The sequence below is a fragment of the Hydrogenophaga sp. PBL-H3 genome (assembly GCF_010104355.1).
Classification (GTDB): domain Bacteria; phylum Pseudomonadota; class Gammaproteobacteria; order Burkholderiales; family Burkholderiaceae_C; genus Hydrogenophaga.
In genome coordinates, this window is the sequence record NZ_CP044972.1 from 1,438,759 (window position 1) to 1,462,609 (window position 23,851).

Sequence of the window (23,851 nt, forward strand, 5' to 3'; positions counted from 1 at the left end):
CATACAAGCCAGCCCAAGCGGACAACAGGGGTCTTCCTTTGGACCAAAAAAGATTCAGCGCGCCCACTCTGCACAACCGGCGCACCGTCACGCGGATGTGCACCGCATCGCTGCTGTCGTTGAGTCTTGGCTGTCCCGTTGCGCAGGCCGGCCAGCCTGCTCGTCCGCTCAGGCTCGCGGTGTCCGATGTGGCCTATGCGACTCTTGCGTTGGTGGCCGAGGCCAAGGGCTATTTCATGCAGGAGGGCTTGTCCCTGGATATCCAGCATTTCAAACTTGGGCGCATGTGTGTGGAAAAGCTGGTGGCTGGCGAGGTTGACTTTGCCACTGCCGCGGATGTGCCGGCACTGCTCGCTTTCATGAATCGCAAGGAGTTCGACATCCTGGCAACCATCTCGACGTCCAAACGCGAGAACCAGATGGTGATTCGGCAGGGCCCGGGCATCACAGGCCCCTCCGATCTGCGCGGCAAGCGCATTGGTGTGCTGGCGGGGACCGGAGCCCACTACTTCGCGGACGCCTTCCTGTTGTTCCATGGCATTGACCAGAACGAGGTGATTCACGTGCCGCTGGATGCCAAAGATCCGGCACAGGCTCTGGAACGCGGCCAAGTGGACGCCGCGGGCTTGTTCAGTTCACAGGTTCCGGACGCTCTGGCGCGTTTGCAGGGCAGGGGCATCGTTGCCAAGCAGTTGCCGATCTACACCGCAACGTTCAATCTGTTGAGCCAGACTTCCGCAGCTGGGGTGAGCGACGACGATGCACTGAAGTTTCTGCGCGCTTTGCGCAGGGCGGAACGATTCATCAAAGACGAACCGGCCCAGGGCCGAGCCATCGTGGCCGGCGTGATGATGGTGTCTGCGGACCAGCTCGCCAAGGGCTGGGAAGACCTCGACTTCCGATTGAGCCTTGGACAAACGCTGGTTTCCAACCTGGAATCTCAGGAGCGCTGGGCACGGGTCAACGGGTTGGTGCCAGGCGATGCGCCGGCTCCCCGGTTGCTCCAGCGAATCCGCGTCGGGCCACTGCGGCAGCTGGATGCTCAGGCAGCGCGATTGTTCAAATAGGCTTCACCATGCGCATCCGTACGGCATTGCTCTGTGTCATTTCGGCGGCGATGTTTCTCGCCGTCGTTCGAATGGGCTCGGTGCTCAACAGCAAGGCGGTGTTGAGCCAACTGGACGTCATCGAACAGACCACCGATCGAATCACCGACGACACCATCAATCTGGTGATCTTCGGCCAGGACATCGCCTTGAACGCGAACGAACGGGCGAGCCAGCAGTGGTACGCGGTTCACAAGGAGCTCACCCGTTCGCTGGACGCCATGCAGGGTCAATCGATCATTCCCCATGACGATGTGGCCCAGCTCAGTGAAGACCTGTCCGAGCTGCCCAACTTGCTGGCCGTCCTGAAGTCGGCCGCCATCGCTTCGGACCGCCCGGTCAATCGCGCACAGGTTGCCATGTTGTCCGAACAACTGGTCTCCCAGTCTCGCCAACTGGGCGAGTCGGCGCGGGCCATGGCGGCGAATGTGGCCGCAACCCGTCATCGCCTTGAGGAGCGGGAGCGTTGGTATTCGACGGTATTTGCCGCAGTGTTCTTCCTGCTCATCCTGGGTGTCACGGTCATCGTGCTGCGCAGGGTGTTGCATCCGTTGTATTCGGTGCAGGCAGCGTCGGCCGCGATCGAAGCGGGTGATCTGGGTGCGCGTTCCGGTTACGGTTCGCGGGACGAGCTGGGCGACCTGGCCAGGCGCTTCGACGCCATGGCGCAAGGCCTGCAGGAGCGCACCAGAGCCCTGGAGACCGCGCAGTCCGATCTGCTGCGCATCATGGATGCCATGCCTTCAATGATCGGCTATTGGGATCAAGGCCTGATCTGCCGGTTCGCCAACCACGCGTACCGAGACTGGTTTGGCCTCGATCCAAGCTCCATGCCGGGGAAGTCCATGCACGCCTTGCTGGGGCCAGTGCTGATGGAGAAAAACCGTGTCTTTCTGGAGGGCGCACTGGCTGGCAAGGAGCAGACCTTCGAGCGTGAACTTCCGGATCCAGCGGGAGGTCCCCCTCGACATTCCCTGGCACGCTACCTGCCAGACATCAGAGGTGGATCTGTCCATGGCTTCTACGTGCTGGTGTTTGATGTCTCTGAATTGAAGAACGCACAGCGGCAGCTTCAGGCCACGCACGCGGAGCTGCAACTGCGCACCACCCAGGCCGAGCAGGCGAACCTGGCCAAGAGCCAGTTTCTGGCCAACATGAGCCACGAGATCCGAACGCCCTTGAACGCGTTGCTGGGCATGCACAGAATGCTTCAGGAGACGAGCCTGGAGCCGCTGCAGAATGGGCTGCTCGGGAAGGCCGATCGGGCGGGGCATGCGCTGATGGACATCATCAACGACGTGCTGGATCTGGCCAAGATCGAGGCTGGAGAGATGTCACTGAACATGCAGCCGTTCCAGCCGCGCGAACTGATCGACGAGCTGTTGGAAATCCATGGTCCGATGGCGCAGGGCAAGGGCATTGTGCTCAGGCAGGACACCGCACTGGATTTGCCTCAATGGATCGTCGGAGACCGCTTTCGACTGCGGCAGGTGCTCAGCAACCTGCTGGGCAATGCGATCAAGTTCACATCGGCGGGTGCGGTGGGCCTGTCGACCCATGTGCGAAACGACGGCTCGCAGCCCAGGATGGTTGTGGTGGTGCGGGACAGCGGCGTGGGCATTTCAGCCGATGCGATCGGGCGCCTGTTCACGCCCTTTGTGCAAGCCGACGAGAGCACCACCCGGCAGTTTGGCGGCACAGGACTGGGACTCTCGATCGTTCGCAACCTGGCGCGAATGATGGGGGGCGATGCCGAGGTCAGCAGCACACTCGGCGTGGGCAGCGAGTTCTCGATCACGCTGCCGCTGGTTGAAGCCGACGCTCATGCGGTGACCCTCGCCGCGCGAGCGAGCCGTCCGATCGAAGTTGCCCTGATGTGTGCCGATGAAGGTATGTGCCAGGACATGCGACGTCGCCTCGCTGCATTGGGTTGGGTCTGTTTCCAGCCCCTGGCGGCGGAGACGGGCGACCCGGACGTCTTGCTGATGGATGCGGCCTTGGGTGTGCAAGGCGCTGACAAGCTGCGCGACGTCGTGAATGCCCGCCAGGCCCAGGGCCATGATTTGCCGGCCATCGTGCTGGGCGATGCGCGGGAGTTGGCCTCCATGGAGCTGCTGGCGCTGCCCCCGCACAGCACCGTGGGAAAGCCGTTGGACGTTTCCTCCATCTTCAATGCGGTCATTGAAGCCATGGCGAAGGGCGACGATTTTCAGGATCGATTGATCCGCAAGACCCGAGCGATGGACGGGGGCGTTCGCTGGCTGCAGGGAGCGCGCGTGCTGGTGGTCGATGACAGCGAGCTCAACCTGGAGATTGCCGTGGCACTGCTCCAGCTGCAGGGTGCTGATTGCCACACCTGCTGCAACGGCCAGGAGGCGGCCAACTGGCTGATGTCCAACCCCGATTCGGTGGATGCCGTGCTCATGGACGTGCAGATGCCGGTGCTGGATGGTCTGGCTGCGACCCGACTCATCAAATCCCACGCTGCGTTTGAAAGCCTGCCTGTGATCGCACTGACGGCGGGTGCACTGGACAGTGAGCGCCATCGTGCCATTGCTGCCGGCATGGACGACTTCCTGACCAAGCCGCTGGAGCCTCTGGAGGTGGTGAAGGTGTTGCGCCACAGGATCGGCCTTCGGCGAGGCAAGGTTCCTTCGGTCGCGGTGGTCCAGTTCGACGAAAGAGACCTCGCGGCGGGTCGCGCGGATTCCCAGCCCTGGCCAGAGATACCGGGCATCAACAGTGCACTGGCCAAGGCCTGTTCCAGCAACAGCCTGGCGCTTTTCAAGAAGCTGCTCACCCTGCTGCAAAAGAACTACTCGACCTGGAGCGCAACCTGGACTGACCTGACGCATCACAAGGATGCCGAGATCGGCAGCGACCTGTGCGCCAGCCTGCACAAGCTGCGCGGCAGCGCGGGCATGCTGGGTGCCACGGAACTGGCTGCGGTGGCCGAACAGGCCGAAAGCGCCACCCAACAAGCTTCCATCACGCCGGCACAGGCGGTGCGTCGGGTGGCGGATGTGCTGGACGAACTGCTGGTTCAATTGGCCCTCCGATCAGACCTGGAGGTGCCGAAAGAACATGCGCAGCCAGCGACATTCACCTTGACACCGGCCGAGAGGGACCAGCTCGGCCTCCTGGCCGAGATGTTGGCCAGACGCGATCTGGATGCCCTTGATTTCGCTGTGGAACGCAAGCGGGAACTGACGTGCCTGATGGGGCAGGCTGCCGCCGAGGACATTCTTCACAACCTGGATGATCTGGACTTCGATGCAGCCCACATCCTTCTACTCGACGGACTGCAGCAGCATCAATCGGGTGGTGCCCAACCTCTCGAGCAGCCTTTCCCGGTTGAACACACCTGACGGTGCGGGAGGTCTTTGCTCCAGCACCCGCTCGCTCCTTGCTGGTCAGTAGCGCCGATCCGCAGCGGGCAGGCAGGGCGCATGGCTTGCCCCTGCAAATGGACGGGATCAAAACGGTCCGCGAGCTTGCGGAGCCAGCGGCTGACTGTCAGCGCCCCTCAGTCAAAGATCCGTGCGCAGGCGCCAGATCTCCGGAAACAGCACCACGTCCAGCATTTTGCGCAGGTAGCTCACGCCGCCCGTGCCACCGGTGCCGCGCTTGAAACCGATCACGCGCTCCACGGTGGTCACGTGGCGGAAGCGCCAGAGGCGGAAGGTGTCTTCGAGGTCGGTGAGTTCTTCGCCGAGCTGGTACAGGTCCCAGTTTTCCTTGGGATTGCGGTAGACCTGCAGCCAGGCTTGTTCGACCGCGTCGCTGGCTTCGTAGGGCTGGGTCCAGTCGCGCTGCGTGTGGCTGGCGGGCACGTTGAGGCCGCGGCGGGCGAGCAGGCGCAGGGCCTCGTCGTACAGCGAGGGCGCTTCGAACGCGGCCTGTACGGTGGCCAGTCGCTCGGGGTTGTGCGCGTGCGGTTTGAGCATGGCGGCGTTCTTGTTGCCCATGGCGAACTCGATGCAGCGGTACTGGTGGCTCTGGAAGCCGCTGGACTGCGCGAGGTAGGGGCGCAGCGCGCTGTATTCGGGCGGTGTCATGGTGGCGAGCACGTCCCAGGCGTGCACCAGCTGTTCCATGATCTTGCTCACGCGCGCGAGCATCTTGAAGGCGGGCTGCAGCTCGTCGGCCGCCACGTGGCGAATGGCCGCGTGCAGCTCGTGCAGCATGAGCTTCATCCAGAGTTCGCTGGTCTGGTGCTGGATGATGAAGAGCATCTCGTCGTGCGCGGGCGAGAGCGGCTTCTGCGCACTCAGGATGCTGTCGAGCTGCAGGTAGTCGCCGTAGCTCATGTCGCGGCTGAAGTCGAGCTGTGCGCCTTCCTCGCGCACGATGTCTTCGGGCTTCTGCGGTTCGGAATGGGTGTGCGGGCACATGCTCAGGTCACCGCATGTCTGGTGTTGAACTCGGCGCGCTTCCATTCGCCACTCTCCAGCACCTGCTTCAGGTGTTCGATCGAGTTCCACACGTCTTCGAAGCCGATGTAGAGCGGTGTGAAGCCGAAGCGCAGGATGTCCTTGTGCTTGCCGGAATCTCCCGCGCGGTAGTCGCCCACCACGCCGCGCGCAATCAGCGCCTGCACGATGGCGTAGGCAGTAGAAGGCCCCCACGCTCCACCGCTGCGCGGGTCGCTGCCCCCCGAGGGGGCGTCCGTCGCCTTGGGGCGGCCCGGCGGCGACCAGTCCAGTGTGAGGCACACCTGTGAGCCGCGCTGTGCATGAGAAAGCGGTGTGGCCAGTCCGATGCCGTGGCCCTGGCAGCGCTCGTCCACCAGCGAGATGAAGAGGTCGGTGAGTGCGAGCGACTTGGTGCGCAGCGCGGTCATGCCGCCGAAGGCTTCAGCGGCCAGCACCGTGTCCACACCGCAGTCGAGCGCGGCCAGGCTGATCATGGGTTGGGTGCCGCACTGGTAGCGCGTGATGCCGGGCGCGGGCTGGTAGTCGGGCGTGAAATCGAACGGCGTGGCGTGTCCCCACCAGCCGGCCAGCGGTTGCCAGAAACGGTCGGTGTGGCGCGGGTTGACCCACACGAAGGCGGGGGCGCCGGGTCCGCCGTTGAGGTACTTGTAGCCACAGCCCACGGCGTAGTCGGCACCGGCTGCGGTGAGGTCTACCGGCACCGCGCCGGCGCTGTGCGCGAGGTCCCACAGCATCAGCGCGCCAGCCGCGTGTGCGGCGGCGGTCACGGCAGGCATGTCGTGCATGGCGCCAGTGCGGTAGTTCACGTGGGTGAGCATGAGGATCGCCACGTCGGTTTTGAGGGCGGATGCAATCTCGTCGGGCTCGACCAGCATCAACTCGAAGCCGCGCTCTTTGCAGAGCGCTTCGGCGATGTAGAGGTCGGTCGGGAAGTTGCTGCGCTCGCTCACGATGCGTTTGCGATGGGGGTGGTCGGCTGTGCACAGGTTGATGGCGGCCGAGAGCACCTTGAAGAGGTTGATCGAGGTGCTGTCGGTGGCCACCACGGTACCGGGGGCGGCGCCGATGAGGCGCGCGATCTTGTCGCCCACCTTCTGCGGCATGGCGAACCAGCCGTTCTTGTTCCAGCTCTGGATCAGGTCGGTGCCCCATTCGCGGGTCACCACGTCGGCCACGCGCGCGGGTGCGCTGCGCGGCATCACGCCGAGCGAGTTGCCGTCGAGGTAGATGGTGCCCTCGGGGATGTGGAACAGGTCGCGCAGGGTGCGCAGCGGGTCTTGCGCGTCGAGCGCGCGGCAGTCTTGGAGGGTTGTTGTCATGGTGGTTCTCAAGAAGGGCTTCGATCCTTCGACAAGCTCAGGATGAGCGGAGGATGGCCAATGGATTCATAGCTCCCGGAGCACGGCGCGCACGGGGCTCGCATCGGCGGCGGTGAGTTTCAGGGGCAGGGCAATCAGCTCGTAGTCGCCTTCGGGCACGTCGTCGAGCAGCAGGTTCTCCAACACGCGCAGGCCGCGCCGGCGGATGGTCTGGTGGCTGTCCAGGGTCTTGCTGCTGGCCGGGTCGATGCTCGCGCTGTCGATGCCGATCAAGAGCACGCCGAGGTCGGCGAGTTGCTCCACGGTCTCTGGGGCGAAGGCGGGGAGGTCGTTGTCGAACGCGTCTTGCGGCTGGCGTTCGTACACGCGCAGCAGCACGCGTGGCGGAAGGTCGGCCAGCGCATGAGCGATGTGTTCGGGCTTCACCAGCGGGCCGCAGCCAACGGCGTGGATCACACGGCAGGGGCCGAGAAACGCGTCGAGCGAGACCTCGCCGATGGCCGCGCCGCTGGCGTCGTAATGCAGCGGTGCGTCGGCGTGTGCGCCCACGTGGGGCGAGAGCGTGATGGCGCTCACGTTGACCGGGCAGCCCGGGCCGATGGTGGCGGCCCAGGTCTGGGTGTAGGCCGTGTCGCCCGGGAAAACCGGGGCGGCTGCGTGCACGGGCGGGGAGATGTCCCAGAGTTTTTTCATGGTGCGGTGAAGGTAGCACCGCGAAAAAACCTGTGGTGTCGGTTAATCCCAACAGGGCTCAGAAATTGTTGAGGCCTGAACTAACTGGTGGCTCAGTCTGCGCCGTCGACGGGGGGCAGGCCGTGGCGCTGGCGTGCGCGGGTGCAGGCCTCGCTGCCTTCCTCGAACTCGCGGCAGGGCGAGGGGCGCCACTCGTAGATGCCGCAGCCAATCTGCTGGCCGACCTGGCCGGTGAGCGCGGCGCAGCGGGGCGGGGCGTGGTCGGTGCCACGCATGCGCATGGTGCTGTCGGTGACGTCCACCGCCAGGCCCATTGGCACGCTGCCGCCCATGTCCTGCATCTCGTGCACCGAGAAGTCGACGCGGAAGCAGGCGCAGCAGGCGCCGCAACTGGTGCAGGCACTCATGCTGGTGCTTTGACCACCGCCGGTGCCCGGTACACCAGCACCTTGAGCGAGCGTTCGTCCGACACGTCGGCAAAGGCTGCAGGGTTGGCCAGACGCTGCTCGAACACCAGCTCGGGCGCGGACTCCTGCATCTGGTCCATCAGGAAGGCCGCGCTGAGCTGCGGTGCGTTCAGGCACAGCAGCACGCGTCCTTCGGGCCGCAGCAGGTCGGGCAGGCGGCGGATGAGTTTGATGTAGTCCTGGGTGGCCACGAAGCTGCCCTTCTGGTGGCTCGGCGGGTCGACGATCACCAGACCGTAGGGGCCGCCGCGCGTGATCTTGCCCCAGGTCTTGAAGATGTCGTGCACGAGAAAACTCGCGCCTTCTTTCAGGGCATTCAACGGGTGGTTCTGCTGGCCGATGGCCATGGCACCAGCACTCATGTCCAAGTTGACCACCTGCTTCGCACCGCCTTGCAAGGCCACCACCGAAAACGCGCAGGTGTAGGCAAAGAGGTTGAGCACCTTGTGGCCCGCCGCGTGTTCGCGCACCCACTGGCGGCCTTCGGCCATGTCGAGGAACAGGCCGTGGTTCTGCCCCTTGAGCACGTGTACCAAGTACCGCGCTCCGCGTTCGCTGACCACGTGCGGCTCGGGCACGCTGCCGGCCATGAGAACCGTGTCGGCCTGGCCGTCACCGCGGCACTGGAACACCCAGTTGAGTGGCTCACCTGGCGCGATCTGGTGCCACCGTGTCGCCAAGGCTTCCCCGATGGCGGCGAGTGTGTCGTCAGGGACCGGCTGGAAGCTGGTGAGCAGCCAGACCGGGGGAAACGCATCCAGCGTCCACTGCTCGCAGCCCGGGTGCAGGCCACCGCGGCCGTGGAAAACCCGGCGCGCGTCGGTGCCGGGTTCGATGCGCGCGATCGCGTCGAGCAGGGCCTGCATCAGGCCAGGCGGCCGAGCAGCAGGAACTCCATCAGCGCCTTCTGCGCGTGCATGCGGTTCTCGGCCTCGTCCCACACCACCGACTGCGGTCCGTCGATCACCTCGGCGCTCACTTCTTCGCCGCGGTGTGCGGGCAGGCAGTGCATGAAGAGCGCGTCAGGTTTGGCGGTGCGCATCATGTCTTCGTCCACACACCAGCGTTTGAAGGCCTCGCGGCGCACCTCGTTCTCGGCTTCGAAGCCCATGCTGGTCCACACGTCGGTGGTGACCAGGTCGGCGCCAGCGCAGGCTTCGCGCGGGTCCTTGAAGACTTTGTAGCAATCGCGGTTGCTGATGCCGGCGAGCACCGGGTCGACCTCGTAGCCGCCGGGCGTGCTCACGTGCACCGTGAAGCCCAGCAGCTCGGCCGCCTGCAACCAGGTGTTGGCCATGTTGTTGCCGTCACCCACCCAGGCCACCACCTTGCCTTTGATCGCGTCCAGCGGCTGGCCACTGGCCGCCGGCCGGTATTCGACCAGCGTGAACAGGTCGGCCAGGATCTGGCAGGGGTGGAATTCGTTGGTCAGGCCGTTGATCACCGGCACGCGCGAGTGCGCGGCAAACGCTTCGATCTTGCTTTGTTCGAAGGTGCGGATCATCACCAGGTCGACCATGCGGCTGATCACCTTGGCGCTGTCTTCAATGGGTTCGGCACGACCGAGCTGGCTGTCGCCGGTGGTGAGGTGCACCACCGAGCCGCCCATCTGGTACATGCCGGCCTCGAAGCTCACGCGGGTGCGCGTGCTGGCCTTCTCGAAGATCATGGCCAGCGTGCGGTCGGGGTCGGCAAAGGGCTGGTACTTCTCGAACGCCTTGAACTTCTTCTTGATGTGGGCGGTGCGCTCCAGCACGTGGGCGCATTCGTCCGCGCTCAGGTCCTTGAACTGCAGGTAGTGGCGGATCGTCATGTCGGGCTCTGCTCGGCAAAAAAGGCGTGGATCAGCGGCAGGAGGATGGCGAGCACCTCGTCGGCCTCTGCGGTGGTCATGATCAGCGGCGGCACCAGGCGAATCACGCTGTCGGCCGTGACGCTGATCAGGAGGCCGGCGTCGGCGGCGCGCTGGGTGAGGGCGCCGCAGGGGTGGGTGAGTTCCACGCCGATCATCAGGCCCTGGCCGCGGATCTCTTTCAGGCCCGGGTGACCACCCAGGCTTTTCTCCAGCGCGGCACGCAGGTGCGTGCCCACGCGCTCGGCGTTGGCCAGCAGGCCGTCTTCTTCAATGATGCGGATGGTCTCCACACCGGCGCGCATGGCCAGCGGGTTGCCGCCAAAGGTGGTGCCGTGGTTGCCCGGCTGAAAGATGTTGGCGGCTTTCGGGCCGGCCACCACCGCGCCGATGGGCACGCCCGAGCCCAGGCCTTTGGCCAGCGGCATCACGTCGGGCAGGATGCCCGCCCACTGGTGAGCGAACCACTTGCCGGTGCGGCCCATGCCGCACTGCACCTCGTCGATCATGAGCAGCCAGTCCTGCGCATCGCACAGGGCGCGAACGTCCTTCAGGTACTGCGCGCGCATCGGGTTCACGCCGCCTTCGCCCTGGATGGTCTCGAAGAACACCGCCACCACGTTGGGGTTGCCCACGGTGGCCTTCTTGAGCGCCTCGATGTCGTTGGCCGGCACGCGGATGAAACCCTCCACGAGCGGGCCGAAGCCGGCCTGCACCTTGGGGTTGCCGGTGGCCGAGAGGGTGGCGATGCTGCGGCCATGGAAAGCCTTCTCGTAGACCACGATCTCGGGGCGCTCGATGCCCTTGTCGTGGCCGTACTTGCGCGCCAGTTTCAGGGCGGCTTCGTTGGCCTCCAGGCCGGTGCTGCAGAAGAACACATTGGTCAGGCCCGAGCGCTCGACCAGCATTTGCGCCAGGCGTTCCTGGTCGGGGATGTGGTAGTAGTTGCAGCAGTGGATCATCTTGGCTACCTGGTCCTGCAGTGCAGGCACCAGTTTGGGGTGGCCGTGGCCCAGCGTGTTGACCGCGATGCCCGCCAGTGCGTCGATGTATTCCTTGCCGTTCACGTCCCACACGCGCACGCCTTTGCCGTGCGACATCGCGATCGGCAGGCGGCCGTAGGTGTTCATCACATGGGGCGAGGCGACGGGATTGAGGGCGGCGTTCATGCAGTGGCTCCGGAAAAGAAAGGCGCTGGAGGGACCAAAAAGAAAGCGGCTCAACGAAGGTTGAGCCGTCGAAGCGCGATTTTAGGCGCAGCAGGTGGGCATCATCATTGCTTGTTGGGCATCGCTGAAATGCGCGGCGAACCGTGGCCCAGGGCCCCGGGTAATCCCTGATTTCAGGTCTTATATAAGATAGAATACCTGGCTGTTCCGCTGGCGAGCGATCCTCGTTGCGGTGGCAGTTTTCTCCTATGAACGGCCCTCCATCCGAAGGCTTCCCCCGATGGTTTCACCGACAGCCAAACAAGTCTTCATCCAGGGTGTCACCCAGAGCGGCCGCACCTTCCGGCCGAGCGACTGGGCCGAGCGCCTGGCCGGTGTCATGAGCCCGTTTCGTCCCGGCGGTGCCCAGCCCGGCAGCCACCTGAGCTACTCCCCCTGGTGCGTGCCCAACACCATCAACGGCATCAAGTGCGTGGTGGTGCACATCGACCTGCGCGAAGCCGAACCCATGGCGTGGGACTTCTGCATGAACTTTGCGCGCGACAACGATTTGCAGGTGGCTGAGGCCTGTTTGTTGCCGGATTTGCCTCGTTCTTCCTGAATTTTCTCCGGCTGGTCCGGTCATCGGCGACCGCGGGGCACGGCTCCGCGAATGTCCTCCGGGGCCTGTGGCCCCTCCCCCTTGATTTCGCTGCGCCGCGCCCCGCGGCGGCCGATGACCTCGTTGCACTCGTCAAGGCGCAGGCCAGAAACAACCCAAAAGAACCCCAAAAGCAAAAAAGCCGTCTTGCGACGGCTTTTTTGCTTTTGCTGGCAGCGCACCCGTTTCAAACGGCAGACCTGTTCAGGTCCGGGCTGGTGGTCTGGCGGGGGCAGACCGGTGGGGTTCAGGCAGCGGCTGCTGCGAGGCCCTTGACTTTGGTCGACAGGCGGCTCTTGTCGCGAGCGGCCTTGTTTTTGTGGAAGATGCCCTTGTCGGCAACGATGTCCACCACTTTTTGCATCTTGGCGAACAGTTCGGTCGCCTTGTCCTTGTCACCGGCCAGAACGGCTTTTTCGACGTTCTTCACAGCGGTGCGGTACTTGGAACGCAGCGAGGTGTTCGCTGCATTGATCTTGACGTCCTGGCGTACGCGCTTGCGGCCAGACGCCAGACGGGGGTTCTTTTTCTTCGGCTTGGTTGCCATGGTGTGATTCCTTCAATGTTTGGGGATGATGCCAGCAAAGCCCGCGATTTTAGCACGGGCTGCCAACCCGGCAATGGCCACCCCCGAGGGGCGTGGGCGCATCGTTACACTCGCGCCGTGACCCTGTTCAAGTCTGCCTCCCTCGTCTCTCTGCTCACCCTGGCTTCCCGCATCACGGGACTGGTGCGCGAGCTGCTCATGGCAGCCACCTTTGGCGCCAGCGCGCTGACCGACGCGTTCAACGTCGCTTTCCGCATCCCCAACCTGCTGCGCCGCCTGTTTGCCGAAGGCGCTTTCAGCCAGGCCTTCGTGCCGGTGCTGGCCGGTGTGCGCGAGAAAGAGGGCGACGACGCCACCCGGCAGATGGTCAACCAGATCGCCACCGTGCTGGCGTGGGCGCTCACGCTCACATGTGTGCTGGGGGTGCTGGGCGCACCGCTGCTGGTGTGGGCCATGGCCAGCGGCCTGAGTGATGAAGGCTTCAATGCCGCCGTGTTCATGACCCGGTGGATGTTTCCCTACATCGCCTTCATGTCGTTCGTGGCGTTGGCGGCCGGCATTCTGAACACCTGGAAGCGCTTCGCGGTGCCGGCGGCCACGCCGGTGCTGCTCAATGTGGCCATGATCGCCGCCGCGTATTGGGGCGCTCCCTGGTTCGCCACGCTGGGCATCGAGCCCATATTTGCCATGGCGGGGGGCGTGTTGCTGGGCGGTGCGTTGCAGCTCGGCGTGCAGTTGCCCGCACTGCGCAAGCTGGGGATGCTGCCGCGTGTGAGCCTGCGCTGGTCGGGCCTGAAGGCGGCCTGGGCCCACCCGGGCACGCGCCGCGTGACCACGCTCATGCTGCCGGCGTTGCTGGGTGTGAGCGTGGCGCAGATCTCGCTGCTGATCAACACGCAGATCGCGTCGCACCTGGCCACCGGCAGCGTGAGCTGGCTTACCTACGCCGACCGCCTGATGGAGTTCCCCACAGCCATGCTGGGGGTGGCGCTGGGCGTGGTGTTGTTGCCGCAACTTGCCGCAGCCAAGGCGGCCGACGACACCGCGCGGTACAGCGGCCTGCTCGACTGGGGTTTGCGCCTGGTGGTGCTGCTGGCCGTGCCCTGCGCGGTGGCGCTGCTCACCTTCGCACAACCGCTGGTGGCGGTGCTCTACCACTACGGCGCCTTCACCGCGGCCGACGTGCAACGCACCGCCACCGCGCTCATGGGCTACGGCGCCGGCCTCATCGGCCTGATCGCCATCAAGGTGCTGGCGCCTGGGTTTTATGCCCGCCAGGACATCCGCACGCCAGTGAAGATCGCCATCGTCGTGCTGATCCTCACGCAGGTGCTCAACTACCTGCTGGTGCCGCATCTGGCGCATGCCGGGCTGGCGCTGGCGATCGGCATCGGTGCCATGGTCAATGCCTTGTTCCTGCTGATCGGCCTGATGCGCCGGGGCGCCTACCGTCCTTCGCCTGGCTGGGCCCGGTTTGGCTCGCAAGTGGTGGCGGCGAGCGCCTTGCTGGCGGTGTTCCTGATGTGGGTGGCCGCGCGCGTGAACTGGCTGGGTTTCGAGGGGCGGGCACTGGAGCGCGTGGGCTTGCTGACGCTGTGCGTGCTGGGTGGCGTTTTGGTCTATTTTCTTACCCTGCTGCTGGCGGGTTTGAACTTGCGCCAGTTCGTTCGAAAATGACGTAACCTGCTGATTCAGAAAGCAAGCCCGTCATGAGCACCGCGTACGAATTTCCTTCGCCCACACCCCTGGGTTACTTCGCCGCCCTGGTGGGAGAAGAGGAAGCGTTTCCGCTGTTCGAGGCAGCCACCTCCATCGCGCAGGACGAGTACCCCGACCTTGACGTGCAGCAGGTGCTGGGTGACGTGGACCAGATGCTCTCGCGAGTGCGCCGTCGTTGCAATGCCGATGCGGGTCCGCTGCAGCGCCTGCGCACGCTCAACCAGTTTTTCTTTCGCGACATGGGGTTTGGCGGCAACGTCAACAACTATTACGACCCCGACAACAGCTACCTCAATGCCGTGCTGCGCACGCGCCGCGGCATTCCGATCACGCTGGCCGTGCTGTGGCTGGAACTGGCCACGGGCCTGGGTCTGAAAGCGCGCGGTGTCAACTTCCCCGGGCACTTCATGGTCAAGGTCAACCTGCCCAATGGCCAAGTGGTGATCGATCCATTCACCGGCCAGTCGCTCAGCCGCGAAGACCTGTCCGAGCGGCTGGAACCCTACAAGCGCCGCAACGGTCTGGTGGACGATTTCGATGTGCCGGTGGGTCTGTACCTGCAGGCCGCCACGCCACGCGACATCGTGGCCCGGTTGCTGCGCAACCTGAAGGAAATCCACCGCACCCAAGAAGACTGGTTGCGACTGATCGCGGTGCAGGACCGTTTGCTCATCCTGATGCCGGATGCCTGGTCCGAGTACCGCGACCGGGGTCTCGCCTGGGCCGAGATGGGCGATCTGCGGCTGGCGGTGAACGATCTTGAAATCTACGTCGAGCATTCCGACGACACCATGGACCGCGAAGCCATCTCGCAGCGCGTGCAGGAACTGCGCCGTGCGCTGAACTGAAGGCGCCGCCTTTTCATCCGTCTGTTCCCTGGCGCACACAAGGCGTTGCAGGCTGTTGTGCTTGTGTGTCGCCGTGTAAAGGCGATTGACGCACTTCGCGCTCGCTGTAAGGATCAAGGGCAGGCAGTGAACCTTTTGCTGCTGTGTTTTTCCACCTTTGAAATCACCATCATGATGAAAACAATCAAACGCCTCATTGCAACTGCGCTGATCCCCTGCATGGCCTTCGCCGGCTTGCCCCTGACGGCCCAGGCCGCCATGGTGTCGACCGAGCAGGCCATGGTGACCCCCGCCGGCAATGCCGACCGGGAACACGTCAGTGCCTTCTTCACCCGCGCCGACGTGCAGACCGCACTGCAAGCGCAGGGCGTGGACGCCAACGACGCAATCGAGCGCGTGAAAGCCATGTCGGACGTGGAAGTGGCCCAGTTGGCGGACCGTGTTGACCAGGCGCCTGCAGGTGCCGGTGTGGTCGGCATCCTGTTCACTGTGTTCCTGATCCTGCTGGTCACCGACATCCTGGGCCTGACCGCGGTCTTCCCGTTCACCCGCAGCATTCGATGAAGTCCTGGCGACTTCGCTGTTCGACCCCCGCCCTGGCGGGGGTTGTTCTTTGTGGGCTGCTCTTGACCGGATGCGCCACGCCGCCGCAGTCGGCCGAGCTGCAACGCACCTGGCCGGCACAACTGCCGCAGCGTGTGCTGCTCGACCAGGTGCCGTTTCATCCACAGGAAGACCTGTTGTGCGGACCCGCCACGCTGGCCATGGTGGCGCAAGCCGCGGGCTCCAGCGTCACGCCCGAGCAGCTCACGCCGCAGGTCTACCTGCCCGGGCGCCAGGGTGCACTGCAAACCGAGATGCTGGCGGCCACGCGTCGCCAGGGACTCGTGGCCTACCCGCTGGCGCCCGATCTGCAGACCGTGTTGACCGAGGTAGCCAGCGGGCACCCGGTGCTGGTGTTGCAAAACCTCTCTCTGCCGATCAAGCCCATGTGGCACTACGCGGTGGTGGTTGGCTACGACCGCGCGACGCAGCAGGTCTTGCTGCATTCCGGGACCACGGCGCGCCTCACGCTGCCGATGAGCACGTTCGAAAACACCTGGGCGCGTTCGTCCCACTGGGCCATGCGGGTCAGTCGGCCCGACCAGTTGCCGGTGACCGCGCAGCCCGACGATTGGGCGGTGGCGATCTCGGCCCTGGAGCGATCCAGTCCCCAGGCGGCCCGGACCGCCTACGCCACCGGGTTGCAGAAGTGGCCGCAGCACCGCATCAGCCTGCTGGGGCTGGGCAACACGGCTTATGCGCTCGGCCAACGTGTGGAAGCCGCGCAAGCCTTTGACGCGACCACGCGTGCCCACCCCGATTTCGCCGACGCCTGGAACAACCTGGCACAGGTGCGCCTGGAGCTGGGGCAACTGCCCGCCGCGAGGCAGGCCGCGCAGCAGGCGGTGGCCCTGGGTGGTGTGCGGCTGGCGAACTACCAGAGCCTGTTGCAGACCATCGAACGCCAGCTGGCCTCCCCCTCGACCCCACGGACACGCCCATGAAACAACTGATGCTGGTGGGCGCCACCGGGCTGGTCGGCAGCCACGTGCTGCGGCAGGCCCTGGCCGACCCGACCGTGGAGCGGGTGGTGGCGCCCACGCGCAAGTCGCTGGTGCCACACCCCAAGCTGCTCAACCCCTTGGTGGATTTCGAGCGCCTGCCCGAACACGCGGACTGGTGGGCGGTGGACTCGGTCATTTGCACCCTGGGCACGACGATGGGCGTGGCGGGCTCGCAGGCCGCGTTCTACAAGGTCGACCACGACCACCCGCTGGAGGTGGCCTACCTGGCACGGCGCCATGGCGCACGCGCCTTCGCCTTCAACTCCGCACTGGGTGCCGATGCCCGCTCGCGGGTGTTCTATTCGCGGACCAAGGGCGAGACCGAGCGCGACCTGCAGGCGGTGGGATTCCCCTCGCTGACGTTCGTGCGCCCGGGGTTGATCGGTGGGCAACGAGAGCAGGGCCGACCGGCCGAACAACTGGCGGTGCGGGTGTCCCAGTGGGTTCAGCCGCTGCTGCCGCGCCGCTTGCGCGTGGTGCCCGCCGAGCGCATCGCGCACCGCCTGCTGCAGGCCGTGGTGGTGGGCGCACCGGGGGTGCACGTGTTGCCGTCGGAGGCCTTGCTCTGAGCCACTGAAACACGGCTGCGATTTTTCGCATATGCAAACGCGTTATCGGTCGTTGCCGATGGCGTGACCCGGTCGCAGACTGCCTCCTCTGAACAAACAGGAGTGCAGACGATGGCGCAAGGTGGCCTTTCCAATTCGTTGTTGAGCGGCAGTGCCGGCCAGCAGCAGATCGATACCGATGTCCTGGTCATTGGCGGGGGGCCCGCCGGGGCCTGGGCCGCCGTGGCGGCTGCGGCACGCGGGGCGAGTGTCACGCTGGTGGAGAAAGGCTTCTGCGGCACCTCCGGCGCCACCGCCCCGTCGGGCACGGGGCTCTGGCATGTGCCGCGTGACCAGGCCTCGCGCGACAAGGCCAAAGCCAGCCGCTTCGCCATGGGTGGCGAACTGGCCGAACACGTGTGGATGGACCGCGTGCTCGAACAGACCTGGACCAACACCGAGACGCTGACCGAGTGGGGCTACCCCTTTCCGATCGACGAACACGGCCAGTTGCAGCGCACCTCGCTGCAAGGACCCGAGTACATGCGCCTGATGCGCAAGAAGGTGAAGGAGGCGGGCGCGCGCATTCTGGACCACAGCCCGGCGCTGGAGCTGCTGACCGACGAGAACGGCGACGTGGCTGGCGCCACCGGGGTCACGCGCACCACGGGAGAGACCTGGGTGGCTCGCGCTGGCGCGGTGGTGATCACCACCGGCGGCTGTGCGTTCCTGAGCCGGGCCCTGGGCTGCAACGTGCTCACCGGTGACGGCTATTTGATGGCCGCCGAGGTGGGGGCTGAACTCTCCGGCATGGAGTTCTCCAACGCCTATGGCCTGGGTCCTTCGTTTTCTTCGGTCACCAAATCGCTGTTCTACAACTGGGCAACCTTCTACGACCGCGACGGCGTGGTGATCGAGGGTGCGGGTTCCTCGCGCGGCCGCAGCGTGATCGCCAAGACGTTGCAGACACAACCGGTGTTTGCCTGCCTGGACAGGGCCGACGCCGAGATCCGCGCCTGGATGCGCAACGCCCAGCCCAATTTCTTCGTGTCTTTCGACCGCCAGGGCATCAATCCCTTCACCGACCATTTCCCGGTGGCCTTGCGGCTGGAGGGTACGGTGCGTGGCACCGGTGGCCTGCACGTCGTCAGCGACGACTGCGCCACCTCGGTGCCTGGTCTCTACGCAGCGGGCGATGCCGCCACGCGCGAACTGATCTGCGGCGCCTTCACCGGCGGCGGCAGCCACAACGCGGCCTGGGCCTTGTCGTCCGGCTTCTGGGCCGGCGCGGGCGCGGCCGATTTCAGCCGCGGTGCGCGCAGCCTGGCGCGGCGGCCCTTGCGGCGCGCGGGCACGGCGGGCATTCAGGAGGGGGGCGCCCAGGCCTGGGACCCGGACGAACTGGTGCGCGCGGTGCAGGCCGAGGTGTTTCCCTACGAGCGCAACTGGACCCGGCGCGCCGACCTGCTCGAAGACTCCCTGCAGCGGCTCGATGGTCACTGGGCGCGGGTGCGCCACGCCGCTGCACCCGCACAACAACATGCGGTGCGCGCGCGCGAAGCCGTGGCCATGCTCGCCACCTCGCGCTGGATGTACCGCAGCGCCCTGCAGCGCACCGAGACGCGTGGCATGGCCCGTCGCCAGGACCACACCGGGCTGGACCTGAGACAGCAACACCGCCTGGTCAGTGGCGGCCTGGACGAGGTCTGGGTGCGCCGGCAGGCGGTGCGCAACCACGTTGCCAATGTCGACCTTGAGAGGATCGCAGCATGATCGAAATCGTCAGCCCCGAACGCTGCACCGGCTGCAACATCTGCGTCAACGCCTGCCCCACCCAGGTGTTCGACGCCGTGCCCGGCGGCATTCCGCGCATCGCGCGCCAGGACGACTGCCAGACCTGCTTCATGTGCGAGCTGTATTGCCCGACCGATGCCCTGTACGTCGCGCCGGTGGCGGACCACGCCATGGCCGTGGTCGAGCAGGGCGCCGAGGTGCAGCAATGGATCGGCAGTTACCGCCGCGCCATCGGCTGGGGCAAGGACCTCCGCCCCACCGCCGCGCTGGATGCCAGCTTCGAACTGCTGCGCCGTGCTCATTGACCCACCCCCGCCGCGCTTCGCGCGACCCCCTCAAGGGGGCAACACCTGAGGCCCGGCAAAGCCGGTTCCTCGGTGTTTCTGGATGGCGCCGCTTCCAACCCCTGTATTTTTTGGACACGATATGACTTCATTTTTCAGACCACTGGCAGCCTTGTTGCTCGCCGCCACCACCGCCTTCAGCGCACACGCGCAAAACCTGCCCGAAGCCATCCGCTTCGGCGGTTTCGGCCAGGGCTTTGGCCAACCTTATGGCCTGGCCTTGCTGGCCGTTGCGCAGGGCAAAGGCTTCATCGCTGAAGAGTTCAAGGGCGCGCCCGTCAAGCTCAGCTTCGAGTACCTCACCGGTACCGGCCCCGCGATCAACGAAGCCATTGCCAACGACCGCCTCGATTTCGCGCAGTACGGCTCCTTGCCCAACATCATCGGCAAGGCCGGTGGCCTGCCCACCCGCATCGTGGCCTCATATGGCTACACCACGGTGTTCGCGCTGTCGCGCAAGGACCTGGACGTGAAGTCCTTCAAGGATCTCAAGGGCCGCAAGGTGGCCGTGGCCAAAGGCACCGTGCTGCACTGGGCCTTGCTCAAGGCCTTGCAGGACAGTGGCCTCACGCTGCGCGACATCCAGCTGGTCGATCTCAAGACCGCCGACCAGCTCGCCGCCCTCACCGCGGGCAGTGTGGATGCGGCGGTGGGATCGAGCAGCTTGCTCACATTGCGCGACAAAGGGGTGGGCAAGGTGTTCTATTCGTCGAAGGAGCTGGGCGCCAAGGCATCGGGTTTTGGTGCCATCACCGTCACCGAGGGTTTCGAGAAGCGTTACCCCGAAGCGACGCAGCGCGTGGCCAACGCGCTGGTGAAGTCGGCCCACTGGCTCAGCCAGGAGGCCAACCGCGAGGAGGCCTACCGCATCTGGGCTCTGTCGGGTGTGCCGGTGCAGGCGTTCAAGGACGATTTCGATGGTGTGGCGCTCAAGGACGTGTTCAACCCGCGCGTGGACGCCTTCCTGCTCAGCCAGTACGACGACGCGATCGAGTTCACCAAAGACAACAAGCTGATTCGCAACGACATCGACGTCGCGAAGTGGGCGGCACCCGCCTATGTCGAGACGGCGTTGAAAGCACAGGGGCTGGAAAACTTCTGGCCCCGCCGCAACGCAATCGTTGCCCGCCACTGAGCCCGTTGTCGTCCAGCCCACACAAGAACACCCATGGCTTTTGTTGACCACACCGCCATCGCGGGCGTGTCGGCCGCGACAGGGCAGCCAGCGCTGCCGCCACTGGCGCGCACCATCTGGCCGCCACTGCGCCGTGTGCTGCTGGCGCTGGCCTTGCCGGCCGCGATCCTGCTGCTGTGGCAACTGACTGTTGCGCGGCAGTGGGTGTCGCCGCAGATCCTGCCGGCGCCCGCCCTGGTGCTCGGCACCTTCCTGGAGCTCGCGCACAGTGGCGAGCTGGGCGCCGGTTTGCTGATCAGCCTTCAGCGCATCGCCTCGGGTTTGGCCATCGGTGGCGTGCTGGGTCTGGCGCTGGGCGTCTGGCTGGGTGTTTCGCAGCGCGCGTGCACGTACCTGGAGCCGACGCTGCGAGCCCTGTTCGCGGTGCCCACGCTGGGCTGGATACCCATCCTCATCCTGATCTTCGGCATCGAAGAGACGCTCAAGATCATCGTCATCTCCAAAGCCGTTCTGGTGCCGGTGGTGATGAGCACGTCGCGGGGTATTCGCAACATCCCGATGGCCTACATCGAGGCCGCGCGCGTGCTGCGGTTGCGGCGCTGGACCTACCTAACCCGGCTCACCTTGCCCGCGAGCCTGCCCATCGTCTTCAGCGGCTTTCGCCTGGGCTTGAGCCACGCTTTTATCGCCCTGATCGTGGTGGAAATGCTGGCGGCCACCGAAGGCATCGGCTACATGATGGTGTGGGGCCGCACCCTGTTCCAGCTCGATATCGTTGTCGTCGGCATCGTGGTGGTGGGCGTGGTCGGCTACGCGCTGGACGTGGCCTTGCGCCGCCTGGAGCAATCCCTCAGCCGCTGGCTGCCCGACCATGGTTGACAGGACCGCCTTGATCTCCGCTCCGATCACTGCCCCGGCCGTCCTGTATCCGCGCATCGCTCCCGGCGCCTGGTTGCCGTTGGCGCTGTGCCTGGCCTGGGTGCTGCTGATTGACACGGGGCTTTTTGAACACCCGCTGATGGTGCCGCTGCACCAGGTGCTGGGGGCCCCGTTTTTCGACGCACAGGGCCGCCAGCTGTGGGGCGCCACCGCCACCAGCCTGGTGCGCGTGGCGCTGGGATTTGCCGTGGGCGCCGGTCTGGGCGTTGTCCTGGGCTTGGCGGTGGGTCTGCACCGGCCCTCGCAGCTCGCCGTGGCACCCACGATTCACGCGCTGCGCCAGGTGGCGCTGTTTGCGTGGATTCCCCTGCTCACGGCCTGGTTCGGCAATGGCGATGTCGCCAAGGCCGTCTTCATCGCCCTCTCGTCGTTCTTTCCGGTCTACCTCAACACCGAACAGGGCGTGCGCGCCATCCCGCCCACGTACCGCGAAGTGGCCGCCATCGCGCGGCTGCGGCCATGGCAACGCCTGCGCCGCCTGGTGCTGCCAGCCGCCTTGCCGTCGATCCTGATCGGGATCGAGATCGGCCTGCTGACCGCCTGGATCGGTACCGTGGGCGCCGAATACGCCATCGGCACCGGGCGCGGCATCGGCTCCTACCTGGCCACGGCGCGCGACGTGTTCCGCATGGATCTCGTGCTCGTCGGCGTGCTGGTGCTGGCTCTGGTGGGCTACCTGTTCAGCCGCCTCGCACACACCCTGATTCACCGCCTGATTCCCTGGAGACCCCGCTGATGAGCACCGCCACACTGAATGCCGCTCCGGCGTCGCTGAGCCTGCGCAACGTGGGCAAGACGTACCCCATTGACGGAGCGGACATGCTGGTGTTGCAACGCATCGGGCTGGAGCTCGGGCGTGGCGAATTCCTCAGCATCGTGGGCGCTTCAGGCTGCGGAAAATCCACCTTGCTGCGCCTGATCGCGGGACTGGACGACCGCTTTGATGGCGACATCCTGATCGAGGGCCGACCCATTGCCGGGCCGGGTGTGGAGCGCAGCATGGTGTTCCAGGACCACCGCCTGTTTCCCTGGTTGACCGTGACCGACAACATCGGCCTGGGGCTCGACAGCCTCGACCTGGGTCGCCACGAGCGGGTCGAGCGCATCCGGGAGCAGCTCGATCTGGTGGGTTTGACCGGCTTCGCGCAGGCTTATCCCCACCAGCTGTCTGGTGGCATGGCCCAGCGTGCCGCGATTGCCCGCGCATTGGTGTCGCGGCCTGAAATCCTGCTGATGGATGAACCGTTTGGCGCACTCGATTCGCTGACGCGCACCTACCTGCAGGAAGAGCTGCTGCGCATCTGGAGCGAGCGCCAGGTCACGGCCATCGTGGTCACGCACGATGTGGAGGAGGCGGTGTTCCTGGGTGACCGGGTGGTGGTCATGGAGCCCCGGCCAGGGCGCGTGCAAAGCGTGGTGGAGGTGGACCTGCCGCGACCACGCAACCGCACGGGCGCGGGCTTCAACGAGATCAAGCAGCAGGTGCTGCGGCAGCTGCGGCGCTGAGCGCTGCTCAGGAGACGACCACCGCCTCGCCTTCGCCTCGGGCGGCGATGCGACCGATCTCGAACACCGTTTCGCCCAGGTCACGCAACGTGGCGGCGCAGGCAGCGGCCTGGTCGGCGGCGATCACCACGACCATGCCGATGCCGTTGTTGAACGTACGGTTCATCTCGATGTCGTCGATGCCGGCGGTCTTCTGCAGCCAGGCGAACAGCTCGGTCTGCGGCCAGCTGCCCTTGACCAGGTGCGCCGCCGTGCCCTCGGGCAACACGCGCGGGATGTTTTCCAGCAGACCACCGCCGGTGATGTGGGCCAGCGCCTTGATGGGATGAGCAGCCAGCGCGGCCAGCACGTTCTTCACGTAGAGCCGGGTCGGCTTCATGATGGCGTCGCGGAAAGGCAGGCCGTCCAGCGTGGCGGGCAGATCGGCGCCTGCGCGCTCGATGCACTTGCGCACCAGCGAGAAGCCGTTGGAGTGCACGCCGTGCGAGGCCAGGCCCAGCACCACGTCGCCGGGCTTGACGCTCTGGCCGGTGAGGATCTTGGATTTTTCAACCGCGCCCACGCAGAAGCCGGCCAGGTCGTATTCACCCGCCGGGTACATGCCGGGCATTTCGGCGGTTTCACCGCCGATCAGCGCGCAGCCGCTGAGCTCGCAGCCCTTCGCAATGCCGCCGACCACGGCCGCGGCGGTGTCCACGTCGAGCTTGCCGCAGGCGAAGTAGTCCAGGAAAAACAGCGGCTCGGCGCCTTGCACCAACACGTCGTTCACGCTCATGCCCACGAGGTCGATGCCCACGGTGTCGTGCATGTTCCATTCAAAAGCCAGCTTGAGCTTGGTGCCCACGCCGTCGGTGCCGCTCACCAGCACGGGTTCCTTGTAGCGTTTGGGCACCTCGAACAGCGCGCCAAAGCCGCCGATGCCGGCCAGCACGCCTTCGCGCATGGTCTTTTTGGCCAACGGCTTGATGCGCTCGACCAGCGCGTCGCCAGCAATGATGTCAACGCCGGCGTCTTTGTACGAAAGGGGGGTAGTGGAAGAGGTCATGAGAATGCTGGCCCGGTGGTAGTGGGGAGGGGTGGGCGGCGCGGTCGTTGGAGCGGGACGCTGGGCGGGTGGGGGGCTTTCGGGTACCCTGAGAGTGGCCCGATAGAATTTGCCCCAGATTTTAAGGGGTCGCCCTC

General features: G+C 65.6%; 23 protein-coding genes. 14 read left to right on the top strand and 9 right to left on the bottom strand.

All coding sequences use genetic code 11. From position 1 onward, the window contains the following. Positions 1–95 precede the first annotated feature (95 nt). Both F9Z44_RS06865 and F9Z44_RS06870 read left to right on the top strand, forming a co-directional pair. Positions 96–1,067, top strand: coding sequence for an ABC transporter substrate-binding protein (locus F9Z44_RS06865; protein WP_238407292.1), 972 nt, complete (start codon positions 96–98; stop codon positions 1,065–1,067). A gap of 8 nt (positions 1,068–1,075) precedes the next feature. Beyond that, a complete protein-coding gene (locus tag F9Z44_RS06870) occupies positions 1,076–4,474 on the top strand; it encodes a hybrid sensor histidine kinase/response regulator (RefSeq protein WP_159604677.1) in 3,399 nt (1,132 codons plus the stop codon). A 162-nt stretch (positions 4,475–4,636) separates the two neighbouring features. On the opposite strand, the gene kynA is transcribed toward F9Z44_RS06870, so the two are convergent. The 7 genes from kynA to F9Z44_RS06905 form a co-directional block, all read right to left on the bottom strand. Further along, complete coding sequence (gene kynA / locus F9Z44_RS06875) at positions 4,637–5,500, bottom strand: tryptophan 2,3-dioxygenase (protein WP_159604679.1); 864 nt, start codon at positions 5,498–5,500, stop codon at positions 4,637–4,639. A gap of 2 nt (positions 5,501–5,502) precedes the next feature. Continuing rightward, a complete protein-coding gene (kynU, locus tag F9Z44_RS06880) occupies positions 5,503–6,861 on the bottom strand; it encodes a kynureninase (protein ID WP_159604681.1) in 1,359 nt (452 codons plus the stop codon). Positions 6,862–6,927: 66 nt separating this feature from the next. Next, a complete protein-coding gene (kynB, locus tag F9Z44_RS06885; RefSeq protein WP_159604683.1) occupies positions 6,928–7,554 on the bottom strand; it encodes an arylformamidase in 627 nt (208 codons plus the stop codon). Between the two features lie 92 nt (positions 7,555–7,646). Beyond that, positions 7,647–7,961: a YkgJ family cysteine cluster protein gene (locus tag F9Z44_RS06890; RefSeq protein WP_159604685.1), complete on the bottom strand. Its 315-nt coding sequence runs from the start codon at positions 7,959–7,961 to the stop codon at positions 7,647–7,649. After that, positions 7,958–8,887: a class I SAM-dependent methyltransferase gene (locus F9Z44_RS06895; RefSeq protein ID WP_159604687.1), complete on the bottom strand. Its 930-nt coding sequence runs from the start codon at positions 8,885–8,887 to the stop codon at positions 7,958–7,960. The genes F9Z44_RS06890 and F9Z44_RS06895 overlap by 4 nt, the downstream gene beginning before the upstream one ends. Then, the gene (gene argF, locus F9Z44_RS06900; protein WP_159604689.1) at positions 8,887–9,834 is read right to left on the bottom strand and encodes an ornithine carbamoyltransferase; all 948 of its coding nucleotides are present in this window, start codon (positions 9,832–9,834) and stop codon (positions 8,887–8,889) included. The genes F9Z44_RS06895 and argF overlap by 1 nt, the downstream gene beginning before the upstream one ends. Then, a complete protein-coding gene (locus tag F9Z44_RS06905) occupies positions 9,831–11,042 on the bottom strand; it encodes an aspartate aminotransferase family protein (protein WP_159604691.1) in 1,212 nt (403 codons plus the stop codon). The genes argF and F9Z44_RS06905 overlap by 4 nt, the downstream gene beginning before the upstream one ends. Before the next feature lie 280 nt (positions 11,043–11,322). Here F9Z44_RS06905 and F9Z44_RS06910 point away from each other — a divergent pair, with 280 nt between their 5' ends. After that, positions 11,323–11,643 carry a DUF3579 domain-containing protein gene (locus tag F9Z44_RS06910; protein WP_159604693.1) on the top strand — a complete coding sequence of 107 codons (321 nt, stop codon included), beginning with the start codon at positions 11,323–11,325 and terminating at the stop codon, positions 11,641–11,643. Between the two features lie 286 nt (positions 11,644–11,929). Here F9Z44_RS06910 and rpsT read toward each other — a convergent pair whose 3' ends face one another. Next, positions 11,930–12,229, bottom strand: a complete 300-nt coding sequence (gene rpsT, locus F9Z44_RS06915) for a 30S ribosomal protein S20 (protein ID WP_069047062.1) — start codon at positions 12,227–12,229, stop codon at positions 11,930–11,932. A 117-nt stretch (positions 12,230–12,346) separates the two neighbouring features. Here rpsT and murJ point away from each other — a divergent pair, with 117 nt between their 5' ends. The 11 genes from murJ (at position 12,347) to F9Z44_RS06970 (ending at position 22,669) form a co-directional block, all read left to right on the top strand. Then, entirely contained in the window at positions 12,347–13,906 is a 1,560-nt protein-coding gene (gene murJ, locus F9Z44_RS06920; RefSeq protein ID WP_159604695.1) for a murein biosynthesis integral membrane protein MurJ, read from the top strand. A 32-nt stretch (positions 13,907–13,938) separates the two neighbouring features. Then, entirely contained in the window at positions 13,939–14,796 is an 858-nt protein-coding gene (locus F9Z44_RS06925) for a SirB1 family protein (RefSeq protein ID WP_159604697.1), read from the top strand. A gap of 171 nt (positions 14,797–14,967) precedes the next feature. Continuing rightward, positions 14,968–15,360, top strand: coding sequence for a PA2779 family protein (locus tag F9Z44_RS06930; RefSeq protein ID WP_236574284.1), 393 nt, complete (start codon positions 14,968–14,970; stop codon positions 15,358–15,360). Positions 15,361–15,422: 62 nt separating this feature from the next. After that, a complete protein-coding gene (locus F9Z44_RS06935) occupies positions 15,423–16,343 on the top strand; it encodes a PA2778 family cysteine peptidase (RefSeq protein WP_159604699.1) in 921 nt (306 codons plus the stop codon). After that, positions 16,340–16,972: an NAD-dependent dehydratase gene (locus tag F9Z44_RS06940; RefSeq protein ID WP_162147749.1), complete on the top strand. Its 633-nt coding sequence runs from the start codon at positions 16,340–16,342 to the stop codon at positions 16,970–16,972. Before F9Z44_RS06935 ends, F9Z44_RS06940 begins: the two co-directional genes overlap by 4 nt. Before the next feature lie 111 nt (positions 16,973–17,083). Beyond that, the gene (locus F9Z44_RS06945) at positions 17,084–18,724 is read left to right on the top strand and encodes an FAD-dependent oxidoreductase (RefSeq protein WP_159604701.1); all 1,641 of its coding nucleotides are present in this window, start codon (positions 17,084–17,086) and stop codon (positions 18,722–18,724) included. Continuing rightward, positions 18,721–19,050 carry a 4Fe-4S dicluster domain-containing protein gene (locus F9Z44_RS06950; RefSeq protein ID WP_159604703.1) on the top strand — a complete coding sequence of 110 codons (330 nt, stop codon included), beginning with the start codon at positions 18,721–18,723 and terminating at the stop codon, positions 19,048–19,050. Before F9Z44_RS06945 ends, F9Z44_RS06950 begins: the two co-directional genes overlap by 4 nt. 121 nt (positions 19,051–19,171) lie before the next feature. Beyond that, positions 19,172–20,224, top strand: a complete 1,053-nt coding sequence (locus F9Z44_RS06955; RefSeq protein WP_159604705.1) for an ABC transporter substrate-binding protein — start codon at positions 19,172–19,174, stop codon at positions 20,222–20,224. 33 nt (positions 20,225–20,257) lie between these two features. Then, entirely contained in the window at positions 20,258–21,103 is an 846-nt protein-coding gene (locus F9Z44_RS06960) for an ABC transporter permease (protein WP_159604707.1), read from the top strand. Continuing rightward, complete coding sequence (locus F9Z44_RS06965; RefSeq protein WP_201450021.1) at positions 21,096–21,899, top strand: ABC transporter permease; 804 nt, start codon at positions 21,096–21,098, stop codon at positions 21,897–21,899. Before F9Z44_RS06960 ends, F9Z44_RS06965 begins: the two co-directional genes overlap by 8 nt. After that, positions 21,899–22,669 (top strand): ABC transporter ATP-binding protein, encoded by a 771-nt coding sequence (locus F9Z44_RS06970; RefSeq protein ID WP_159604709.1) that lies wholly within the window; start codon positions 21,899–21,901, stop codon positions 22,667–22,669. The genes F9Z44_RS06965 and F9Z44_RS06970 overlap by 1 nt, the downstream gene beginning before the upstream one ends. A gap of 7 nt (positions 22,670–22,676) precedes the next feature. Here the strand turns inward: F9Z44_RS06970 and purM are convergent, their stop codons facing one another. Further along, positions 22,677–23,714, bottom strand: coding sequence for a phosphoribosylformylglycinamidine cyclo-ligase (gene purM, locus F9Z44_RS06975; protein WP_159604711.1), 1,038 nt, complete (start codon positions 23,712–23,714; stop codon positions 22,677–22,679). Positions 23,715–23,851: the final 137 nt, after the last annotated feature.